General features: G+C 60.0%; 21 protein-coding genes and 2 tRNA genes. 16 read left to right on the forward strand and 7 right to left on the reverse strand.

Going from position 1 to position 19,573, the window contains the following annotated elements; all coding sequences use genetic code 11:
- Positions 1-19 precede the first annotated feature (19 nt).
- The 4 genes from LHAB_RS12690 (at position 20) to LHAB_RS12705 (ending at position 2,836) form a co-directional block, all read left to right on the forward strand.
- A complete protein-coding gene (locus LHAB_RS12690) occupies positions 20-1,105 on the forward strand; it encodes a phosphotransferase (RefSeq protein ID WP_090046860.1) in 1,086 nt (361 codons plus the stop codon).
- Between the two features lie 38 nt (positions 1,106-1,143).
- Positions 1,144-2,403 carry an acyl-CoA dehydrogenase family protein gene (locus LHAB_RS12695; RefSeq protein WP_090046862.1) on the forward strand — a complete coding sequence of 420 codons (1,260 nt, stop codon included), beginning with the start codon at positions 1,144-1,146 and terminating at the stop codon, positions 2,401-2,403.
- 181 nt (positions 2,404-2,584) lie between these two features.
- A tRNA-Pro gene (locus tag LHAB_RS12700) sits at positions 2,585-2,661 on the forward strand.
- Between the two features lie 98 nt (positions 2,662-2,759).
- Positions 2,760-2,836: transfer RNA gene (locus tag LHAB_RS12705), tRNA-Arg, on the forward strand.
- A gap of 26 nt (positions 2,837-2,862) precedes the next feature.
- On the opposite strand, the gene fliS is transcribed toward LHAB_RS12705, so the two are convergent.
- The 7 genes from fliS to flhA form a co-directional block, all read right to left on the reverse strand.
- The gene (gene fliS / locus LHAB_RS12710) at positions 2,863-3,285 is read right to left on the reverse strand and encodes a flagellar export chaperone FliS (protein WP_090046864.1); all 423 of its coding nucleotides are present in this window, start codon (positions 3,283-3,285) and stop codon (positions 2,863-2,865) included.
- Between the two features lie 91 nt (positions 3,286-3,376).
- Positions 3,377-4,027: a hypothetical protein gene (locus tag LHAB_RS12715; protein ID WP_194943175.1), complete on the reverse strand. Its 651-nt coding sequence runs from the start codon at positions 4,025-4,027 to the stop codon at positions 3,377-3,379.
- 5 nt (positions 4,028-4,032) lie between these two features.
- Positions 4,033-4,599 carry a hypothetical protein gene (locus LHAB_RS12720; protein ID WP_228763426.1) on the reverse strand — a complete coding sequence of 189 codons (567 nt, stop codon included), beginning with the start codon at positions 4,597-4,599 and terminating at the stop codon, positions 4,033-4,035.
- Between the two features lie 16 nt (positions 4,600-4,615).
- On the reverse strand, positions 4,616-5,326 hold the full coding sequence (gene fliA, locus LHAB_RS12725; protein WP_090047963.1) for an RNA polymerase sigma factor FliA: 711 nt from the start codon (positions 5,324-5,326) through the stop codon (positions 4,616-4,618).
- 4 nt (positions 5,327-5,330) lie between these two features.
- Positions 5,331-6,155 carry a MinD/ParA family protein gene (locus LHAB_RS12730; RefSeq protein WP_090046866.1) on the reverse strand — a complete coding sequence of 275 codons (825 nt, stop codon included), beginning with the start codon at positions 6,153-6,155 and terminating at the stop codon, positions 5,331-5,333.
- On the reverse strand, positions 6,148-7,635 hold the full coding sequence (locus tag LHAB_RS12735) for a hypothetical protein (RefSeq protein WP_090046868.1): 1,488 nt from the start codon (positions 7,633-7,635) through the stop codon (positions 6,148-6,150). The genes LHAB_RS12730 and LHAB_RS12735 overlap by 8 nt, the downstream gene beginning before the upstream one ends.
- A 6-nt stretch (positions 7,636-7,641) precedes the next feature.
- Positions 7,642-9,759 (reverse strand): flagellar biosynthesis protein FlhA, encoded by a 2,118-nt coding sequence (flhA, locus tag LHAB_RS12740; RefSeq protein ID WP_090046870.1) that lies wholly within the window; start codon positions 9,757-9,759, stop codon positions 7,642-7,644.
- A 235-nt stretch (positions 9,760-9,994) separates the two neighbouring features.
- On the opposite strand from flhA, the gene LHAB_RS12745 reads away from it, so the two are divergent.
- From LHAB_RS12745 to LHAB_RS12800, 12 genes are read left to right on the forward strand one after another with little or no spacing between them, the layout of a single operon-like run.
- Entirely contained in the window at positions 9,995-11,479 is a 1,485-nt protein-coding gene (locus LHAB_RS12745) for a flagellar hook-length control protein FliK (RefSeq protein WP_090046874.1), read from the forward strand.
- Positions 11,480-11,503: 24 nt separating this feature from the next.
- Positions 11,504-12,082: a flagellar basal body-associated FliL family protein gene (gene fliL / locus LHAB_RS12750; RefSeq protein ID WP_090046876.1), complete on the forward strand. Its 579-nt coding sequence runs from the start codon at positions 11,504-11,506 to the stop codon at positions 12,080-12,082.
- A gap of 31 nt (positions 12,083-12,113) precedes the next feature.
- Positions 12,114-13,112: a flagellar motor switch protein FliM gene (gene fliM, locus LHAB_RS12755; RefSeq protein ID WP_228763427.1), complete on the forward strand. Its 999-nt coding sequence runs from the start codon at positions 12,114-12,116 to the stop codon at positions 13,110-13,112.
- A gap of 20 nt (positions 13,113-13,132) precedes the next feature.
- Positions 13,133-13,444 (forward strand): flagellar motor switch protein FliN, encoded by a 312-nt coding sequence (gene fliN, locus LHAB_RS12760; RefSeq protein WP_090046880.1) that lies wholly within the window; start codon positions 13,133-13,135, stop codon positions 13,442-13,444.
- A gap of 17 nt (positions 13,445-13,461) precedes the next feature.
- A complete protein-coding gene (fliO, locus tag LHAB_RS12765; protein WP_090046881.1) occupies positions 13,462-13,773 on the forward strand; it encodes a flagellar biosynthetic protein FliO in 312 nt (103 codons plus the stop codon).
- Positions 13,770-14,522, forward strand: coding sequence for a flagellar type III secretion system pore protein FliP (fliP, locus tag LHAB_RS12770; protein ID WP_090046885.1), 753 nt, complete (start codon positions 13,770-13,772; stop codon positions 14,520-14,522). Before fliO ends, fliP begins: the two co-directional genes overlap by 4 nt.
- Positions 14,523-14,533: 11 nt before the next feature.
- A complete protein-coding gene (gene fliQ / locus LHAB_RS12775) occupies positions 14,534-14,803 on the forward strand; it encodes a flagellar biosynthesis protein FliQ (protein ID WP_090046887.1) in 270 nt (89 codons plus the stop codon).
- 16 nt (positions 14,804-14,819) lie between these two features.
- Positions 14,820-15,596, forward strand: coding sequence for a flagellar biosynthetic protein FliR (fliR, locus tag LHAB_RS12780; protein ID WP_090046889.1), 777 nt, complete (start codon positions 14,820-14,822; stop codon positions 15,594-15,596).
- Positions 15,589-16,752 carry a flagellar biosynthesis protein FlhB gene (gene flhB, locus LHAB_RS12785; protein ID WP_090046891.1) on the forward strand — a complete coding sequence of 388 codons (1,164 nt, stop codon included), beginning with the start codon at positions 15,589-15,591 and terminating at the stop codon, positions 16,750-16,752. The genes fliR and flhB overlap by 8 nt, the downstream gene beginning before the upstream one ends.
- Positions 16,749-18,089 (forward strand): hypothetical protein, encoded by a 1,341-nt coding sequence (locus tag LHAB_RS12790; protein WP_090046893.1) that lies wholly within the window; start codon positions 16,749-16,751, stop codon positions 18,087-18,089. Before flhB ends, LHAB_RS12790 begins: the two co-directional genes overlap by 4 nt.
- A gap of 17 nt (positions 18,090-18,106) precedes the next feature.
- Positions 18,107-18,556, forward strand: coding sequence for a hypothetical protein (locus tag LHAB_RS12795; RefSeq protein WP_090046895.1), 450 nt, complete (start codon positions 18,107-18,109; stop codon positions 18,554-18,556).
- Entirely contained in the window at positions 18,553-19,572 is a 1,020-nt protein-coding gene (locus LHAB_RS12800; RefSeq protein ID WP_090046897.1) for a hypothetical protein, read from the forward strand. The genes LHAB_RS12795 and LHAB_RS12800 overlap by 4 nt, the downstream gene beginning before the upstream one ends.
- Position 19,573: the final 1 nt, after the last annotated feature.

Here is a 19,573-nt window from a genome sequence, read left to right on the forward strand (position 1 = left end):
ATTCTCGACGGGTGAACCCATGAGTGCTTTCGACCATTTCGTGGGGACTCGGCCTGTCACAGGCACCCACGCCTTCGACGTCCCTGCGCTGGAAGATTGGCTCGGCACCCGACTGCCCGGCTTTGCAGGCCCCTTGAGCGTGGAAATGTTCAAGGGCGGGCAATCCAACCCCACTTACAAACTCATCACCCCATCGCGCCAATACGTGATGCGGGCCAAGCCCGGACCCGTGGCCAAACTGCTGCCGTCCGCGCACGCGATCGAACGGGAATTTGCCGTGATGCAGGGCCTGCACGGCACCGATGTGCCTGTGGCCGAAATGCATGTGCTGTGCGACGACGAGTCGGTCATTGGCCGCGCGTTCTACGTGATGGAGTTTGTGCAAGGCCGCGTGCTGTGGGACCAGTCACTGCCTGGCATGACGCCTGCCGAGCGCGGCGCGATCTACGACGAAATGAACCGCGTGCTGGCTGCCCTGCACAAAGTCGATGTCGCCAAGCAAGGCTTGGCCAGCTACGGCAAACCCGGCAACTACATCGAGCGCCAAATCGGCCGCTGGAGCAAGCAATACGCGGCCTCCATCACCCAGCCCATCCCCGAGATGGACCAACTGATCGAGTGGTTGCCAAAAAACATCCCGGACAGCGCCCGAGACGAGTCCCTGGTCGGCATCGTGCATGGCGACTACCGCCTGGACAACCTGATGTTCCACCCCAACGAAGCCCAGGTGCTGGCGGTGCTGGACTGGGAGCTGTCCACCTTGGGTCATCCGCTGGCCGATTTCAGCTACCACTGCATGGCCTGGCACATCAGCCCGGGCACCTTCAGGGGCATCGGCGGGCTGGACCTGGCCGCGTTGGGCATTCCCTCGGAGGCCGAATACATCCGCCGCTACTGCGAGCGCACCGGCTTCACCACCCCCGAGGCTTTGGCCAAGGACTGGAACTTTTACCTGGCCTACAACATGTTCCGCATCGCGGCCATTTTGCAAGGCATTGCCAAGCGCGTCGAAGACGGCACGGCGTCCAGCGAACAGGCCAAAACATCGGGCGCAGGCGCCCGCCCCATGGCCGAGCTGGCCTGGCGTTTTGCCTGCCAAGCCTGATCATTTTCAACCCGAACCACAACCCCAGGAGAGAGACCATGGATTTTGAATACACCCCCAAGGTCAAAGACATGCAGGCCCGTTTGCTGGCCTTCATGGACGAGCACATTTACCCCAATGAGGCGCGGTTCTTTGAAGAAATCGCCGAAAACCGCGCCAAGGGCAATGCCTGGGTGCCCACCCAAATCGTGGAGGAACTCAAGCCCAAAGCCTTGGCCGCCGGTTTGTGGAACCTGTTTTTGCCCAAGTCCACCCGCGCACCACAAGGCCTGTCCAACCTGGAATACGCCCCTTTGTGCGAAATCATGGGCCGCGTGCCCTTTGCCGCCGAAATCTTCAACTGCTCGGCGCCTGACACCGGCAACATGGAGACCCTGGAGCGCTACGCCAGCGAGAGCCTGAAAGACGAATGGCTGGAGCCCCTGCTGCGCGGCGAAATCCGCTCGGCCTTCTTGATGACCGAGCCCGATGTGGCGTCGTCGGACGCCACCAACATCGAATGCGAGATCCGCCGCGAAGGCAACGAATACGTGATCAATGGCCGCAAGTGGTGGTCGTCCGGCGCGGGAGACCCACGCTGCGCGGTCTACATCGTGATGGGCAAGACCAACCCCGACGCGGGCCGCCATGAGCAGCAGTCCATGATCGTGGTGCCCGCCAACTCACCTGGCATCACCGTGGTGCGCGCTTTGTCGGTGTTTGGTTACGACGACGCCCCACACGGGCACATGGAGGTCGTGCTCAAAAACGTGCGCGTGCCGGCCGAAAACATCTTGCTGGGCGAAGGCCGTGGCTTTGAAATCGCCCAAGGCCGCTTGGGCCCTGGCCGCATCCACCACTGCATGCGCACCATCGGCATTGCCGAGCGCGCTTTGGAGTTGATGTGCAAGCGCCTGAACGAACGCGTGGCCTTTGGCCGCGAAGTGGCCCGACAAACTGTGTGGCAAGAGCGCATCGCAGAGTCCCGCTGCATGATCGAGCAAGCGCGCTTGCTCACGCTCAAGGCCGCTTACATGATGGACACCGTGGGCAACAAAGTCGCCAAGGCCGAGATCGCCATGATCAAGATCGTGGCCCCCAACATGGCCTGCCAGATCATCGACTGGGCCATTCAGGCCCACGGCGGCGGCGGTGTGTCACAAGACTTCCCGCTGGCCTATGCCTACGCCCACCAGCGCACCCTGCGCCTGGCCGACGGCCCGGACGAGGTGCACCGCAACTCGCTGGCCAAGTTGGAGTTGGCCAAGCAACTGGCCTTGCCGGGTGATGTCCGCATGCCCGTGACACGCGGCAGCTGATCTGCAAGGGTCCACCTTGCCAACGGCCTGCACCCGCAGGCCGTTTTTTTTGGGCACGCAAAGCCTGTGCACGTGCACGCGCCAGGCTGCCCTCTGGCTTGGCCGGGTGTTGCCCTGGCAAGGACTTTTTTCACCACAGGCACTTTAAAGGCCCGAATTGAAGGTTAGAATACCGATCAGTCGGAGCGTAGCGCAGCCTGGTAGCGCATCTGCTTTGGGAGCAGAGGGTCGCGAGTTCGAATCCCGCCGCTCCGACCACCACCCTCTGAATTTTCTTCGGGGTGTTTCCAACCAAAGCGTTCATCCGAACGCCACCATCCAAAAAGGCCCTGACGGGCCTTTTGTGTTTCGAGTTTCTGCCCGTAGCTCAGTTGGATAGAGCAACAGCCTTCTAAGCTGTGGGTCACAGGTTCGATCCCTGTCGGGCAGACCAGTTGGCCATACCCGACCCATCCCGAATCAGTTGGCGTAGTGCGCTTTGCGGCCTGTCTCTGCCAGCAAACTGGGCAACGATTGCCAAGCCTGTGAAATGTCCGTGATCAGCGTTTTGACTTCTTGCAAAGCGGCCAAGTCGTTGTACGCATTGATGTGGAAAAGTCGACGCGTGATGTAGGCGTACAGCTCGTTCAGATTTTGAGCCAGCTCGCCGCCGCGCTCGAAGTCGAGTGCACCTTGCAACCCCACCACGATGCGACCTGCACGCGCCAAGGCTTTGGATTTTTCCTCAATGGCCTTGTTCTGGATATGACCCGAAGCCGTCGCCAGACTTTCCAGCAAACCATCAAACAACATTTGGATCAGCTGAATGTTGTCGGCCGTCGCCACACCCGTTGTGACTTGAACAGAACCATAACTCTCAGCAAACTTGGAATAAGCGCGCATGGAAAAAACCCCTTTACTACTTCAGTAACAGAGGAATCGGCGGGATCACGGAAAACTTGAGTCGGAGCCCGGACCATGGGCCCAATTTCTTTCAGCGCGCCGCAGGGCCTGACATGGCCACAGGCTCGGCCGCTGGCGCCAAAAGAGGCTGAGGGCTTGGCTCGGCAACGGGCGAAACGTCAGGATGGGCAACAGGCATCAGCCAGTCAGACAAGGGGATGCTCGCATCCAGCAGGGTTTTGCCCATCAGGAACTGCCCGGCTTCATCCATGGAGGCCCGAATGGGGCCCCACTGTGCCTCTGGGGTTTGCGCTGCGTTCAGGCCACATTGGTACAGGGCATTGGCCTGCGCCGAGGGAATCCAGGACTCCACCAAACCTTGGGACGTGGCGATTTGTTTGGTGTTTTTGGGCTCGCCCGAGAAGCCCCGCTGCCCGTCCTTGAAGCCCTCTTGGTAGAGCGCTTCGATGTGTTTGGACAACACCACCTGATAGTGGCTGCGCAGATCGGTGAGGGCTTCGGCATCCAGCCCCTCCGTGGCCCTGCCGGTCATGGCATCCCAGAGCTTTTTGGAGGACAGGCCCATCAAAGGTGCCGCCGCACGTGCCGACTTGTCGTTGATCGATGTGATCACCTTGCGGGTCTCTTTTTCAATCGCATTGACCCGGTCAATCAGGTAGATGACCAAAATCAGGATCAACAACAAAGCGATCGCCATCAGTGCATTGAGCAAAGCGTCCATGACGATCAAAGGCCGGTGGGACCACCTGGAGATGTTGCGGCCCCATCAGCCGACCCGGGCGACAAGCCCTCAGCGGCTTCTTGCAAGGCGGCTTGCTCGGCCAACTCGTCGCGCAAAAAAGACAGCACCAGAAACGGCTCTTCTAGCCGCAATTCGTAACGGCTGATCTGGGTGGCCAAGGCCTGCATGGCCTCGATGGCTTTGGGCGCCGACAGTTCCGTTTTTTGGTAGCGCACACCCAAAGCGAAAGCCTCGGCGACGAACTCCTCCGGCAAATAGGCATAAATATCAGATTCGCCTGCACGGATTTTTTGGAATTTGGAAGGTGTCGGCATCTCGGGCACCGGTTTGCCCGCCACCAAGGCCATCCGCGCCAGCTCTTGCCATGCGGCGATTTGCTCAGCACCAGCCACAAAAGTTTTGTCCAAATGGGCTCGGCAAATCATGCCCATGCGCATGCGCGCACTGCGTGCATCGCGCGAGTCGGACTCCAAGGAGACCACCTTTTCATAGGCGGCGACTGCGCGCTTCATCTCGTCGGCAGGGCTGTTGCGGTTGAAAATGCTGAGCATCAAGAATTAAATAAATTTAGGATATTTGAAGATTTTGCCGCAATTTTTTCACCACCGCCGAAAGAATTTGACTCACCCTGGACTCGCTGACACCCAAAACTTCGCCGATTTCCTTCAGGTTGAGTTCTTCGACGTAATACAGCGACATGACCATCCGCTCACGCTCAGGCAATTCTTCGATGGCCTGCACCACCGCTTCCATGAACTCGGCTTCCTCGACGATGACCTCGGGCTGCATCGCACTGTCGCCAGGCATGCTCATCACCTCGTCGTTGACGACCTCCATGGACAAGGTTTCAAAACGCTTGGCTTGACCCCGCTCCTTGTGGAATTCCTCGATGTCCTTGCCCATGTACAGGGCCAATTCGGCTTGGGTCGGCGCACGGCCGAGCTCGGCGGCCAGGACATGCACGGCTTCGTTCTCATTTTTGTTGAAAGCCACGGCCGAGCGTGGCAAGAAAGACTGCCTGCGCACTTCGTCCAGAATGGCCCCGCGCACACGACTGAGCGCAAAATGTTCGAACTCAAAGCCTTTGGTCGGGTCAAATGAGCGTGCGGCCTCGATCAGGCCCACCATGCCCACCTGAACCAGTTCGTCCAGTTCCATGAAGGGCGGCAAGCGGGCCTTCAGGTGCACGGCGACCCGCTTGACCATGGGCATGTGCGCCAAGATCAGCGACTCGTGCTGGTTACCGACCTCTTCGTAAAGGGAGACGTTGCTGTTCATCCGCTCACTCGCCCATGGGGACATGGAGCATCCGCTCCATGAAAAATTGCATGCGGCCCGAAGCCGACTGAACCGGAGGCAATTGGGTCACGGCCTCGGCCAGCGCTCTGAAATCCCTGGCTGCGGCGCTGCCGGGGGCGTAATCGAGCACCGACTGGTATTTGCGCAAGGCCTGAAGCACCAACTCATCGCCCTCGATGGCGTTCAAGTACCGGATCGACACCCCCAGAAAACGGGTGCACACATCGTTCAGGCGTCTGTACAACTGGCGGCCTTCGTGGGCATTGCCGACCATGTTCGGAATCAGGTAAATCTCGTCCAGTGATTGCTCGGTGGACATGACCTTGATCAGGCCGTAGGCGTCGGCAATCGATGAGGGCTGGTCGCACACCACCACAAAGCGGCGCTGACAAGCGGCCATGAACTCGAGCACGGCAGGAGCAATGCCCGCGGCCACATCCACCACCAGGTAATCCACGGGCTCGTCGAGGGTGTCAAACGCATGGATCATGCTGGCGATTTGCGCCGAATCCAGCGCAGCAATGTCGCGCAAACCCGAGGCACCGGGCACCAACCTGACGCCCTGAGCGGTGGTGATCAACACCTCTTGCAGGGTTTTGCTGCCATTGAGCACATGGCTGATGTTGAAAGGGGCATGGGCCCCCAACGCAATTTGCGCATTGGCCATGCCCAAGTCGGCGTCCAACAGCATGACCTTGTGGCCCCGCATGGCCAAAGCCACGGCCAAATTGATGGAGACGGTGGTTTTACCGGCCCCGCCTTTGCCGCTGGCCACACCGATGACTTGGGGAAAACTTTTCTTATCCATGAACAGCCTTGGCAGACGACTTGGCCGTCACAGCCCGCGGCCTGACGGCACGGGTCTTGGGTTGAAGTTCAGGGGCCAATGCCAATTCTTTTTGGGCACGGGGCTTGCGGACCGCCTTGGCGGGCTTCGCAGCGGCATGCAGCTGTGCAATCTCTGGCAGCAGCACCTGCAAGGGCGTCATGGCCAGGCCGACCAAGCGCTCGGCACCAAAACGCAGCGGGGGCACATGGATTTGGCTGTCATCGGCCATGCACGACACGGCCAATGGCTGGTCGCACAGGGCCTTGATCAAAGGCCATGGGTAGGCGGCTTCATCCACTTTGGTCAGCATCAAGGAAGACCATTGAGTCTCTGAATTTTGGAGGATTTTTTGCACACTGGTCACTGTAGCATCAACCGGCAACACCGCATGAATGCCCAGCCCTGAAAAGGACTGTTTCAACTGCTGCGCATGGGCCGTGAAATCGGTGCCCGGGGTGTCAATCCAGATCGTTTTGCCCTGCAACTCGTCGAGCAAGGTTTGCAGCATGGCCAGATCGGCAGCGCGAAAGCACGATGCGCCTGCTTGCGACGCCAACAACTGGATTTGTGACCAAGCACCTGGCCGCTGGTCGCCATAACTGATCATGACCTGCTTTTCAGCGCCGTACGACTGGGCTGCAGCGTGGGCCAAGCGCCCCAACATCGAGGTTTTGCCCGCACCGGAAGGCCCACACAAAGCATGCATCCCTGAATCGGGCACCTGGGTCGCCGGGCGGCTGATGGCATCGGTCAACAAGCGCTCGAGCACAGGCCAAGCCTCGCCCAGCGTGTCCAGGCCCTGGATGCTGTCGGTCAGCAAACTGCGCAAAGCCAATGGCATGCCCACTTCCTGCATGGCCAGGGTCAGCTTCTGGACATCGGGCGACAAGCCTTGTGTGGTCTGCCAAGGCTGCATTTGACGGGACAGTGCAAACTCCTGGCGCAAAGCCGACATTTCCTGGCGCAGCATCTCAACGATTTCCTGGCTGCGTTGCTTTTCGTAGTGAGCCGCCTGGATGGCAGCCTCTTGCAAGGCGGTGTCGCTGGGAGACCGGGTTGACATCAGAGACGGGGCTGCGACCATGGCCTGGGGCTGCACCGGCAGGCTGCGCGCACGCAAACTGGCCTCAGCCGTCTGGAAATCCAGTGTGGCGGCTTCGTCTTCTTGCAGGTCTGCTGCGGCTTGGACATTCGCGTTTTGAAACACCTGGGCAAAAGGCAAAGACGCATCTTTGTCGGCCAAGAAAGCGGCATCGTGTGCAGCGATCGTTGCGTTCACCTTGGACGGCGCGGGCGCTGGGGCCTGCACCGGCTCGCTGCCCACATCGACCGCCACAATCAGTTCGGTCTGCTGGTCCACCCTTTGGCTTGAAATGATCAGGACATCGGGGCCATACATCTGGATGGCTTTTTCGTTGGCCGAGCGGCTGTCACGGGCGATGATGCGTTTGAGTTCCATGATTTATCAGGCTTTGGTCACAGGGGGGTTGTTGCGTGGGTCGGCTTGCACGGTGTTGATCACCTTGACAGCCTGGTCGTCCGGAATTTCGCTGTAAGACAGGACCGTGAGGTCATTGACGCGGTAACGCACGGCTCTGGACATCCAGGGCCGAATGGCAGGCGAGACCACCAGCACGGCAGGCAGGCCTTGCTCTTCGGTGGCACGGGCGCTCTCGCGCAGGGCGGCAAACAGGCTTTCGGCCAAACCTGGCTCCAGCACCATGCCGGCCGAATTGGTGTTTTGTTGCAAGACGTTGTGCAGCAGCTGTTCCAGCTGGGGATCAAGGGTCAACACAGACAAGGTCTCGCGGTTCTCGGTCAGGCTTTGCACAATCATGCGGCCCAGCTTGGGGCGAACCAGTTGGGTCAATTGGTCTGGGTCTTGCGTGCGGCCACAAACCTCAGTCAAGGCTTCGACGACGGTGCGCATGTCGCGGATCGGCACCGACTCCTGCAGCAGGTTTTGCAAGGTGCGGGTGACCACGCCCAAAGACAACTTGCCAGGCACCAGCTCTTCGACGAGCTTGGGCGATTTGGCGGCCAGCTTGTCCAGCAACTTCTGCGCTTCATCGTGGCTCATCAATTCCGAGGCGTTGTCGCGCAAAACCTTGTTCATGTGGGTCGCAATGGCGGTGCTGGGGTCCACCACGGTGTAGCCCAGCGCCCTGGCTTGGTCGCGCCAGGCGGGCTCGATCCAGACGGCCTCCAGACCGAAGGCGGGCTCTTTGGTGGCCTGACCTTCGACTTTGCCGTACACCTTGCCCGGGTTGATGGCCAACTCGCGACCGACCTTGACCTCGCCACGACCACGCACCACGCCATTCAAAACGATGTGGTAAACGTCAGGCTCCAGATTGAGGGCATCGCGAATGCGCACCGGCTGCACCAGAAAACCCAATTCGGCCGAGAGTTTCTTGCGCACGCCCTTGACACGGGTCATCAGCTGCCCACCCGACTCGACGTTGACCAAAGGGATCAGGCCGTAGCCGATTTCCAGACCGATCAAGTCCACCTGCTCCACATCGTCCCAATCGAGCTCCTTGGGGGCTTCATTGACGGGCAAAGCGGGCGCAGCCAGGCCTTGCTCGAGCAACATTTGTTTGCGCATGACCATGAATGCCACGCCGGCCGTGGCCGCCGCCAAGGTCAGAAAGACCAGGTGCGGCATGCCCGGCACCAGGCCGAGGATGGTCAAAATACCGGCCGCAATGAACAGGGCCGGCACGTTCGACAACTGGGTGGTGGCCTGCTCGGTCATCGACTCGGATGTGGTCACCCGGGTCACGATGATGGCGGTGGCCAAGGACAGGAACAAGGATGGGATCTGGGCCACCAAACCGTCACCGATGGTCAACAACACGTAAATGCGGCTGGCATCGCCCACCGAGAGGTTGTGCTGGCCAATCCCAATGGCCAGGCCGCCCACGATGTTGATGATCAAAATCAAGAGACCCGCCATGGCGTCGCCGCTGACGAATTTGGAAGCACCGTCCATGGAACCAAAGAAATCCGATTCCTGCGCCAACTCTTCACGGCGCTTTTTGGCAGTTTCCTGGTCGATCACGCCGGCGTTCAAGTCGGCATCGATCGACATTTGCTTGCCCGGCATCGCGTCCAGGGTGAAACGGGCGTTGACCTCAGAGACACGCCCAGCGCCCTTGGTCACCACAAAGAAGTTCACGATCATCAAAATCACGAAGATGATGAAACCGACCACATAGTTGCCACCGATCACGAACTCGCCAAACGCCGCAATCACTTTGCCAGCGGCCTCTGGGCCCTCGTGACCGTTGACCAGCACCACGCGGGTCGAGGCCACGTTCAAGGCCAGGCGCAGCATGGTGGCAAACAGCAGGACCGAGGGAAAAGATGAAAATTCCAGCGGTTTGCGTGTGCCAATGGCGATCATGATGACCACCAAGCCAATCATGATGTTGAAGGTGAACAGGATGTCCAAAAGCAGCGGTGGCAAAGGCACCACCAACATGGCCATGATCAGCAAGACCAAAGCGGGCAAACCCAAACCCGCCAAATCGAAGCGGGCGAAGTTCTGTCGGATCGCTGACAGGGTCAATGTGTTCATGGGGCGTGAGGGGCTGACAGAGTGAACAGGAGGTCTGGGTGTGAATGTTTCAACACCTTCAAGCAAGGTGCATGCCACACCTTCCGACACCCCGGACCTTGGATCTTCGGCCCGCCCCCTTCAAAGTTGGTGCGCAACTTGCTAAATCAGGTGATCACAGGCGCAAGCGGCAAGAAATGGCCGCTGCGGCTGACCCGTTTGACCTCATCCTCACCTCTCAGAAGACGCCACACCGATGACCATCGCACTGATTGAAACACCCAGCCGTGCCGCGAGCAGCCCAAAAAACCAGGCCTCGGAGCAAAAAAGTGAGTCTGGCACGCGTCAAGACACCGCCGAATTCGGTCAGGTGATGTCGGATGTCATGGGTTCGCCGCAAGAAACGGGACCGTCTTCTTCAGGGCAAGCCTTGGCCGGTGGGCCGGCGACGCTGACCGGCTTCGCCACCGTCCTTGGGAGCGACGCGCTCAAAGCCGTCCACCTGGGGCCCCACCTCAATGTCATCACCGCTGAAATCAACGCGCCCGATGAGCACAGTCTTGAAGCGTTCGCCCGTTCGCAAGGCCTCGACGAAACCGCTGTTCAGTGGCTCATGGGCACGGCCCCTGGCATGGCCCCTGCACTGCCTGCCCAGGTTAGCGCCCTGACGCCAGCAGACGGCCAGACAGGCCTGGTCGCTGGGATCGGTTCCCTGACGCCATTAGACGGCCAGACAGGTCAGGTCGCTGGGGTCGGCTACCTGGCTTCGATTGCCCCTGAGACCACTTCAGTAGTCTTGTCTGAATCTCTTGGTACCGCTTCTGTCACCAGCGCTGACCCCATCAAAACAGGCGCAGCACCCAAGCCCGACATGCCTGTTCTCCAAAATGGTTTGAACGGTGCCGCCCTGTGGGCGATGAGCCTGTCCACAGAGCAGGCCCGCATCGCCGCCCCGGCAGCGCAAGCACCATCAGACACCGCCTCCATTCAAATCCACATGATGCCCCCGCCAGCCCCTGCCGCAGTCTGGATGCTGCGCAACACCCTGAGCGCGACCGCCACCAAGGAGGCCGCAGCCGCCAAGACAGGCATGGCTTTGAGCGAACTGGACCTGACCGAGTCGGCCAGCCCTGAACTGCTGGAAAGCCTCAGCCAAGCCATGGCCGAAGGGGCAGCTTCGGGCCCCTCGGGCACTGCCCACCCGCCAGGCCATGGCGCACACCGCCACGACCTTGCGGCCGCAAGCCGCCAAGAGGCCCAAAACGCAGATGGCAGCGGCGCAGGACCCGATGCGGCTTTGGCCCAACGCAGTGAAAACGTGCAGAACCTGGCTGAAAAAATGGGCCAAGCGGTGGGCCAGCGCATACTGTCAGAAATTGAAAAAGGCCAATGGCACCTCAAACTCTCCCTTCGACCGGCCACCCTGGGCCACATCGAGGTGGAAATGCGGATGCGCAGCGGTGAGCTCGATGCCGTTTTCACGGCACCCCAGGCCCTGACCCGGGAACTTCTCCAGGACGGCATGGCCAAACTCAAAGACACCCTGAGTCAAATGGGCATGGATGTTGCTTCCATGCTGGTAGGTGATGGGCAAACCCGACAACGTGGCGGAGAGTCGACACCCGGTCAAATGTCAAAATCGACAAATACTGGGGAGAACGCTTCAGAATCCGCCCCCGAATCCACCTTGGCCGCCCGACCCATGAAAATGGGCGAAGACGGCTGGGATGTGCTGGTTTGACACGCAATCAATCAAGGAATCAACATGGCAGACGAAGAAATCGAAGTTGAAGGCAAGAAAAAATCGCCTCTGATCAAAATTGTGGTGATCGCCCTTGTGGCCATTTTGTTGCTGGTCGGTACGGCCGTGGGCACGATGTTCGTGACCGGTTTCTTTGACAAGAAAGACACCGCTGCTGCCGAACTGGCCCTGAAGAACTTGGAAGAAGGCGCAGCCGACAGCAAGGCGGGCGCCAGCGATGCCGCACCTCAAAAGAAAGCCAAGGAATCGCCCGAGCTCCAGCGCTTTGAAAACAGCTACATGGAGCTGGAAAAGCCCTTGGTCTCCAACCTGACCAACACCCGCAAGGTGATCCAGTTGAACCTGGCCATCATGACGCACTACGACGAACGCGTGTTCAAAAATGCCAAAAAGCATGAATTTGCGCTGCGCTCGGTCGCCCTCGATGTGATGCGCCAGATGACCGAAGCCGACTTGGTCAAGCCCGAGTTCCGCAAGGAATTGGCCGCCAAGATCCGGGAAGAAATGAACGCGGTCTTGCAGAAATACGAAGACTTCGGTGGCATTGAAGAGGTTTTCTTCACCAGCTTTGTGGTGCAGTGAGTCGGCAAGACCTTGAAAAGAAACCCTGACCATGGCTGAAAACCAACCCTTGTTGTCCCCGGATGAACTGGCCGCCCTGTCGGCCGGCATCAGCGATGGCAGTCTGGATGTCGACACGGGCTACAACCTGGACGCCCAAGTGCGCAAACACGATTTGGCAGCCGAAGACAGCAGCCTCGGGGTGAACGTCTCCTCTTTGGACATGATCAACGAGCGCTTCATCCGCATGTTCCGCTTGGGCATGCTGGAGGTGCTGCGCACCAGCCCCCGGATCAACCCCAGCCGCGCCCAGATCGTTCGCTTCAGCGACTACCTCAAAGACCTCAAAGCCCCCTTGTCGGTGAACATCATCCGCATGGCGCCCTTGCGCGGCTATGCCATGGTGGTGATTGAGCCCACCGTGGTCTTCAGCTCACTGGACAGCTTCTTTGGTGGTTTTGGCCGAGGTGTTGGCCAGTTGCCCTCGGGCCGGCTGTTCACGCCGACCGAAACACGGATCATCAAGATCATCCTGCAGGTTTTCTTTCGCTCATTCAAAGAAGCCTGGGCACCGGTTGCCCCCATTGATTTCGAGCACGTGAGCTCGGAGATCAACCCCCAATTCGCCCAGATCGCCGACGAGAACGACCTCGTGGTGCTCAGCCGCTTCGAGTCCGATGCCAACACACAGGGGTCTGGCTTCATCGACATGGTGATTCCTTACGTGGCCCTCAAGCCCGTGCGGGACTTGCTGCGCAGCCGCGTGCAAACCGGCGACGGCAACGAAGAGTCCGACAAAGTCTGGCGCAGCCAATTGAACGATGCCGTCAACGACGCCGATCTGGAAATCCAGATCCTGCTGGGCAAGCTCCAGCTGTCGCTCCAGCAGCTGCAAACCATGCAAGCGGGCGACGTCTTGCCTTTCAAAAAACCCGAGTCGGCCAGAGCACTGATTGAAGACATGCCTGTCTACGATGTTGAAGTGGGTGCCATGGGCAGCCAGGTGGCGGTCAAGATCATCCAAGCCATCAGCCCCAACGTCCAAGCCTGACCCCCTAATGAGGAGCACCCATGAGTGAACTGACCCCCACCGCCGAATCCAGCCCCGAAGCTGCCGAAAAAGGCCAAATCCACTCGGATGTGTTGCAAAACATTCCCGTCACCTTGTCCATCGAAGTGGGCCGTGCCGTGATCAAGATCCGTGACCTGATGCGCCTGACCCAAGGCAGCGTGGTCGAGCTCGACCGCATCGCGGGCGAACCCTTGAACCTGCTGGTGAACAACACCGTGGTGGCCCAAGGCGAAGTGGTGCTGGTCAACGACCGTTATGGCATCCGCCTGACGCGTGTGGTGCCCGCCTCCGATCGACTCGACAACCTCTGACCCGGAGTGACCTGGGCATGAACTCGGTATGGACTTTGGGAGACTGGCTGCAATACCTGTTCAGCTTTGTGTTGGTCATCGGTTTGTTGTTGGCGCTGTTGTGGACGCTGCGCAAGCTGCAAAGCGGCGGCTCGCTGATTCGCAAAAACACACAACGCCTGCAAACACTGGAAACCCTGTCGGTCGGTACGCGTCAAAAAATCATGCTGATCCGGGTCGACGATCGTGAAATTTTGGTGGGCGTCACGGCCCAGCAAATGACGGTGCTGAGCCCATGGCCCAAGACCCCACAGGCCAACGGCCACAGCCTTGAAACCAACACCCCATGAAGCGCTCTTTTCACATTGGCCTGATCCTCACGATTTTGCTGGGGCTGCTGCCCATTTTGGCGCAGGCTGCACCCGACATGCCGGCCATCACCAGCACCAACACCGGCAAAGGCACGCAGTACAGCATCACGCTGCAACTGCTGGCCTTGATGACCACCTTGTCGGTGCTGCCATCCTTGCTGCTCATGATGACCGCTTTCGTGCGCATTGTGATCGTCATGTCGCTGCTGCGCCAAGCCCTGGGCACCGGCCAGACCCCCCCCAACATGGTCATCGTCGGCTTGTCCTTGTTCCTGACCCTGTTTGTCATGTCCCCGGTGCTCAACGACGTCTACCAAAACGCCCTGCTGCCTTACATGAACCAAGGGATGTCGTTTGACAAAGCCTTGGCCGCTGCCGAAAAACCGATCCGGGCGTTCATGCTCTTGCAAACCCGCGAGGACGACATCGCCATGTTCATGGAAATCGCCCGCAACAAAGGCGTCGCCAGCTCGCAGGACGTGCCTTTCATGACCTTGGTGCCGGCCTTTCTGACCTCGGAGTTGAAAAGCGCCTTCACCATCGGTTTCCTGATTTACATCCCGTTTGTGGTCATCGACTTGATCGTGGCCAGCGTCTTGATGTCCATGGGCATGATGATGCTGTCCCCCATGATGATTTCGATGCCCTTCAAACTGATGCTGTTTGTGCTGGTCGATGGCTGGAGCCTGATCATGGGCTCACTGGCCGCCAGCTTTGCGATGCCCTGAAGGAGACAAAGATGGATACCGCCATGGTGATTGATCTGGCACGACAAGCCTTGTGGACGTCGATGCTGGTGTGCGCCCCCCTCTTGGTTGTCGCACTGGCCGTGGGCCTGATCATCGGCATCATTCAAGCCGCCACCTCGATCAACGAGTCAACCCTCAGTTTCATCCCCAAATTGTTTGCGCTGGCCCTGGCCCTGCTGATTTTTGGCAGCTGGCAGTTGGTGACGCTGATCGACTTCACGCGCAGCATCTTCCAGCGCATCCCGACCCTGTTCTCCTGAGCACAGGCCCACCGCCATGAATTTTCTTGCAGCTGACATCGTCGAAAGGTTCTACACCTTTCTGTGGCCGATGCTGCGCATCTCGGCCTTAATGATCACGGCCCCGATTTTTTCGCTCAACGCATTCAACCTGCGCTTGCGCGTTCTGATGGCCCTGGTTTTGGCTTGGCTGGTCTACCCTTTGCACACCTGGCCGGTGCTCGACCCTTCCACCGCCCCCGGGCTGCTGGAAGTCTTCAACCAAATCATGATCGGCGCCGTGATGGGCCTCATCTTGCAAGTGGTGGTGGCCGCCATGGTCGTGGGCGGCCAAAGCATTGCTGCGGCCATGGGCCTGTCCATGGCCAACATGTTGGACCCCAATATGGGCAGTGTGCCGGTGATCTCGCAACTGATGATCGTCATGTCAACGCTGATCTTCGTGGGCTTTGGCGGGCACGCCATCATGCTGGGCCTGATTTCCGAGTCCTTCCACTCCCTGCCGATTGGCACCTCCATCCTGAACCAGACCGTCTACGGGCGCGTGTTGCAATGGAGCTCGATGGTGTTTCTCGGGGCAGTCCTGATGGCCTTGCCCGTGATGGTCTCGCTCCTTTTCATCAACATCGGGCTGGGCGTGGTCACCCGTGCAGCGCCGAGTCTGAACATTTTTGCCGTCGGCTTTCCCGCCATGATCATTGCGGGCTTTCTGATCCTGATCATCTCCATGGAGAGCATTGGGGCCCGCATCGAGTGGTTGTGGGTTCAGGGCTTTAACGTGGTTCGCGACGTCTTGGGGGTGCCCAATGTCTGAAGCCACGGGACAGGACAAAACCGAAGAACCGACGGCCAGAAAACTGGGCAAGGCGCGTGAAGACGGCCAGGTGGCCCGTTCTTCCGAATTGCCTGCCGCCGTCATCGTGATCGGTGCGCTCATGATGCTGTTGATGACCGGCGGCTGGCTGGTCAGCCGTCTGGCCACAGTTTTTGCCAATGGTTTTGTATTCGACCGGACCACCCTCAACAAACCCCTTCTGCTGCCCGCGCACTTTGGCGACCAGTTGCTCTCCTCCTTTGTCACCGTCATGCCCATCATGGTCTTCACCGTGATTGCGGCCATCGTGGCCTCGGGCGTGACGGGCGGTTACCTGTTTTCGCTGCAAGCGGTCGCACCCAAGGGCTCCAAGCTCAGCCTGATCAGCGGGCTCAAGCGCATTTTTGGAACCCATGCAGCCGTCGAGTTGGGCAAAGCCCTCCTCAAGTTCAGCCTGGTTGCGACCGTGCTGTGGTGGTCGCTCATGGCCAATATGGATGACCTGATCCGCATGGGCCAAATGGGGCTGGAGCCGGCCCTGTCGGCCGCGGGCCTGATGATCATGCAATCGGCCCTGTGGGTCGCCTTGAGCCTGGCGGTCATCGCCCTGATCGATGTCCCTTATCAGAAGTATTCGTTCAACAAAAGCATGCGCATGACCAAACAAGAGGTCAAGGACGAATACAAGCAAATGGAAGGCAGTCCGGAGGTCAAGGCCCAGATCCGCAGGCGTCAACGCGAGATGGCCAATTCGCGGATGATGCAGCGCATCAAGGATGCCGACGTGGTCATCACCAACCCCGAACACTTTGCCGTCGCCCTCGAGTACGACCCCACGGGGGATGGTGCGCCCATCATGGTGGCCAAGGGCTCGGACCACATGGCCGCCCTGATCCGCGAAGAGGCCAAGGCCCATGGCATCCACCTGTTCGAAGCGGCCCCCCTGGCACGTGCCATTTACTTCACCACCGAAGTCGAACAACAGGTGCCTGAAGACCTCTACCACGCCGTGGCCCAGGTCATTGCCTACGTCTTCAGCCTGGAGGCGGCCTCGCCCATGAATCCACCGCAAGCCAAACCCCGAGTCAAAGTCCCGCCCAGCATGCTGTTCAACCCGGACGGCAGTCGACTTGAGAAAGCGGGAGCCCGCGCATGAATATCCAAATCAACCCCGAAAACGCCGCCCTGAACCCTTGCGTCTTTCGCGCTGCCGACCGCATGCGGATCGACGGCTGCGCCAACGCCGTGGCCCACGAAGGCTTGAGCCTGGCGCTTTACTGCCCGTTCGAAGCTTTGCTCGACCACTATGTGAACTTGCTGCTGGCCCGTTTGCGCCAACAAGCGCCGGATCACCGCATCGAGGTTTATTTCCCGGCCAACACCGACTCCTTGCTCGGCCGCTTCAACGAGGTGCTGGCCAGCCAGTCGCTGAACCAGGCGGTCAAGGCCTCGACCACTGTCAACCAGGCACAAATCTGGTTGGTGCACGATGCCCAAACCCTGCCGGAGAGCGAAATCCAGTTGCTCGCTCGCCTGATCCAGAATTTCCCAGGCGCCAACATTCGGGCCATTTTGCTGATGTCGGGCCACCCCAACGCCGCCAAATCACCGCTGTCGGCCTTTGGCCGAAAAATCCTGCGCTGGGACATCGAAGCGCCCAGCGAAGACCAGGCCCAAGCAGCACTCGACTTGGCTCGCCATGAGGGGCACTTCAATGCCGTCCAGCAGTTGGTCCAACGCATTCAGCGCCAGCAGCGCCCCCCAGAACTGGACAGATCCGCGGAGGCCCCCGCTCTGGGTGTCGGTGTGCTCAGCGCCGAGGCGCCCAAGGTCTCAGGGTCACCCCTGAAAAACAAGGTCAACGCTTTGCAGCAGCGGGGCGCGTCGGCCATCGGGTCGCTGCAACAAGCGGGAGTGCGCCTGCGCAACACCCCCAACTGGCTGCGACACAACAGCAAGCTGGCCTTGGGCATCACTTTCGCGCTGGTCATGTCGACCTTGATGATGCTGTGGATTCAACCCGAAGCTTTTGGCATCAAATCGGCCCAACCTGTCACAGCAGCCCCGCTCAGCAGCCCGCAATTGGCGGCCACTTTGCCCGCTGCCGAGCCCTCGGCCACGGCCCAAGATGCGCCTCGGCCGCAAGCCCTCATGGCCGTTACCCCGCCCGAGCCCGTCACCGAAGCCCCCGAAGCCACCCTATCAGGACAGGCCTGGCTCCAACAGCTCGATGCCAGCAGCTTCTTGCTCCAACACGGCACGGCCAGCAGCTATCAAAAAGTCCTCGACATCCAGCGCAAACACCCTGCCCTCAAGGACGCACAGATCATCGCGGCCTACCGCCCTGGTGAAAAATTGGCCCATTTTGTGATTGTCTCCGGCCCCTTCAGTGGATTGAACCAAGGCTACGAGGCCTCCAAGCGTCCCGGCATTCCCAGGAGCTGGGTGCGACCCACGCGCGGCTTGCAAGAGCAGCTCAAAAGCCCGACCTGAGCGAAGGAAGCGAACCGATGAAAAAGAACACTGTCCTGCGCAACGAATCACCACACGCCGTCAAGATGGAGGCGGGCTCCAATGTGGCTGAACGCAAAAGCCGCAAGCCCGCGGGCGCCAATGAGCCTGTGGTCAATGTCCCGGTGAATGCCCAAGCGATCGCCCCGCCCGCGGCCACGCCTGCGCCGGCGCCGGCCAAAACCACCCCTCGCCCTGCGGCCAAACCCCGGGCCAAAGCCCGATTGAACCCCAGCCCCCAAGAGGCCATCCCGCAAGTGCTTCAGGCGCTGTCAGCGCAAAAGCCACCTGCTGCGCCGCCCCCCCCAGTGCTCGACGAAGCCGCCCTGTGGGAGCAAGACAGCCCGGTGAAGAACCGTTTGGCCCAACTCAGAACACGCAACGCACTTTTGGGTGAACAACTCCAAAGACTGAAGTCACCCTCACCAGCACGAGGAAAGAAACCATGAGCGAGAACACTTTCACGCCCGCCGCCGAACCGCAAGCCACGGCCTCAGATGAGGCCACGCAGGCCGCTGCAACTGCGACCAGCGCCGCGCCACTGACCGCGACCGAAGCAAGCACGCCCAAAGCCGAGTCCGTTGCAGCGCCTGCTGCTGCACCCGCGGCGCCACACGTGCTGCCTACCCCCCCCCAGCATGCGGGCATCACCCTGGACCAACGCGCCTACCAGCAGTACCAGTCACTGGCGCAGGTGGTTCTGGATTCGGCGGATCTGGCCACCCAATCGGCCGAGGCGGCCGCCAGCGTCAGCAGCCAGCTGCGTCAAACCACGGCCGACTTCAAAGAACTCACCGAAGCCGGACACAAAAAAGCCCGTATTCTGCTGGCCATCACCGCAGGCGTGTTGGTCATCAGCCTGATTTTCTTTCTGATCATGGGCGTGCGGCTGGTCAGCCGCATCAACCAGCTCGACGCCATGCTGACCGCGGTCGGCAAACGCGTGATTGAACTCAACACGGGCATGGAGTCGCTCGAAGGGGTCAACCAGAGCGTGAAGGAATTGGCCTCACAGCAATTGGCTTTGACCAAATCACAAGGCCAGATCGAGGGCCGCATTGACGCCTCGCTCAAGCAATCCGAAAGCCTGGTCCAGAAAGTGCCCAGCGAAACCGCCAAGCAAGTCGCGGCCAGCAACGACACCGTCACGCGTCAGGTCCAGGGGATCAACGCCAAACTGCAGTCCCAGGCCAATGCGGTTCAGTCCCTCGGCAACGAGGTCAAGTCGCTCAAATCGGCCGTGGGCAATGTCGACGGCCTCAAGCGCGATGTCGAAGCCTTGGTGACGCTGCAAAAAGAGCGTTATCTGGAAACCGTGCAAAAGAACAATGCCAGCGCCTCACGCGAGCGGGCCGTGCAGTTCCCACGCTACACGGCACCCAAACCCGGGGAAAGCAGTCCCAACGCCACACCGGGCAATGCGGCCACACCAGGCAACGCAGCCCCGCCGGCGGCCAAACCCTGAT

The sequence above is a fragment of the Limnohabitans sp. 2KL-27 genome (assembly GCF_001269345.1).
Classification (GTDB): Bacteria; Pseudomonadota; Gammaproteobacteria; order Burkholderiales; family Burkholderiaceae_C; genus Limnohabitans_A.

What these genes read in the sequence shown, in the direction of transcription:
- LHAB_RS12745 (WP_090046874.1), top strand. Translation starts at nt 9,995, where the DNA reads ATGACCATCGCACTGATTGAAACACCCAGCCGTGCCGCGAGCAGCCCA.
- LHAB_RS12690 (WP_090046860.1), top strand. Translation starts at nt 20, where the DNA reads ATGAGTGCTTTCGACCATTTCGTGGGGACTCGGCCTGTCACAGGCACC.
- flhA (WP_090046870.1), bottom strand. Translation starts at nt 9,759, where the DNA reads ATGAACACATTGACCCTGTCAGCGATCCGACAGAACTTCGCCCGCTTC.
- fliA (WP_090047963.1), bottom strand. Translation starts at nt 5,326, where the DNA reads ATGAACAGCAACGTCTCCCTTTACGAAGAGGTCGGTAACCAGCACGAG.
- LHAB_RS12800 (WP_090046897.1), top strand. Translation starts at nt 18,553, where the DNA reads ATGAGCGAGAACACTTTCACGCCCGCCGCCGAACCGCAAGCCACGGCC.
- fliL (WP_090046876.1), top strand. Translation starts at nt 11,504, where the DNA reads ATGGCAGACGAAGAAATCGAAGTTGAAGGCAAGAAAAAATCGCCTCTG.
- LHAB_RS12790 (WP_090046893.1), top strand. Translation starts at nt 16,749, where the DNA reads ATGAATATCCAAATCAACCCCGAAAACGCCGCCCTGAACCCTTGCGTC.
- fliQ (WP_090046887.1), top strand. Translation starts at nt 14,534, where the DNA reads ATGGATACCGCCATGGTGATTGATCTGGCACGACAAGCCTTGTGGACG.
- fliN (WP_090046880.1), top strand. Translation starts at nt 13,133, where the DNA reads ATGAGTGAACTGACCCCCACCGCCGAATCCAGCCCCGAAGCTGCCGAA.
- LHAB_RS12735 (WP_090046868.1), bottom strand. Translation starts at nt 7,635, where the DNA reads ATGGAACTCAAACGCATCATCGCCCGTGACAGCCGCTCGGCCAACGAA.
- fliS (WP_090046864.1), bottom strand. Translation starts at nt 3,285, where the DNA reads ATGCGCGCTTATTCCAAGTTTGCTGAGAGTTATGGTTCTGTTCAAGTC.
- LHAB_RS12695 (WP_090046862.1), top strand. Translation starts at nt 1,144, where the DNA reads ATGGATTTTGAATACACCCCCAAGGTCAAAGACATGCAGGCCCGTTTG.
- fliO (WP_090046881.1), top strand. Translation starts at nt 13,462, where the DNA reads ATGAACTCGGTATGGACTTTGGGAGACTGGCTGCAATACCTGTTCAGC.
- LHAB_RS12795 (WP_090046895.1), top strand. Translation starts at nt 18,107, where the DNA reads ATGAAAAAGAACACTGTCCTGCGCAACGAATCACCACACGCCGTCAAG.
- fliR (WP_090046889.1), top strand. Translation starts at nt 14,820, where the DNA reads ATGAATTTTCTTGCAGCTGACATCGTCGAAAGGTTCTACACCTTTCTG.
- LHAB_RS12720 (WP_228763426.1), bottom strand. Translation starts at nt 4,599, where the DNA reads ATGCTCAGCATTTTCAACCGCAACAGCCCTGCCGACGAGATGAAGCGC.
- LHAB_RS12730 (WP_090046866.1), bottom strand. Translation starts at nt 6,155, where the DNA reads ATGGATAAGAAAAGTTTTCCCCAAGTCATCGGTGTGGCCAGCGGCAAA.
- LHAB_RS12715 (WP_194943175.1), bottom strand. Translation starts at nt 4,027, where the DNA reads ATGGACGCTTTGCTCAATGCACTGATGGCGATCGCTTTGTTGTTGATC.
- fliP (WP_090046885.1), top strand. Translation starts at nt 13,770, where the DNA reads ATGAAGCGCTCTTTTCACATTGGCCTGATCCTCACGATTTTGCTGGGG.
- flhB (WP_090046891.1), top strand. Translation starts at nt 15,589, where the DNA reads ATGTCTGAAGCCACGGGACAGGACAAAACCGAAGAACCGACGGCCAGA.
- fliM (WP_228763427.1), top strand. Translation starts at nt 12,114, where the DNA reads ATGGCTGAAAACCAACCCTTGTTGTCCCCGGATGAACTGGCCGCCCTG.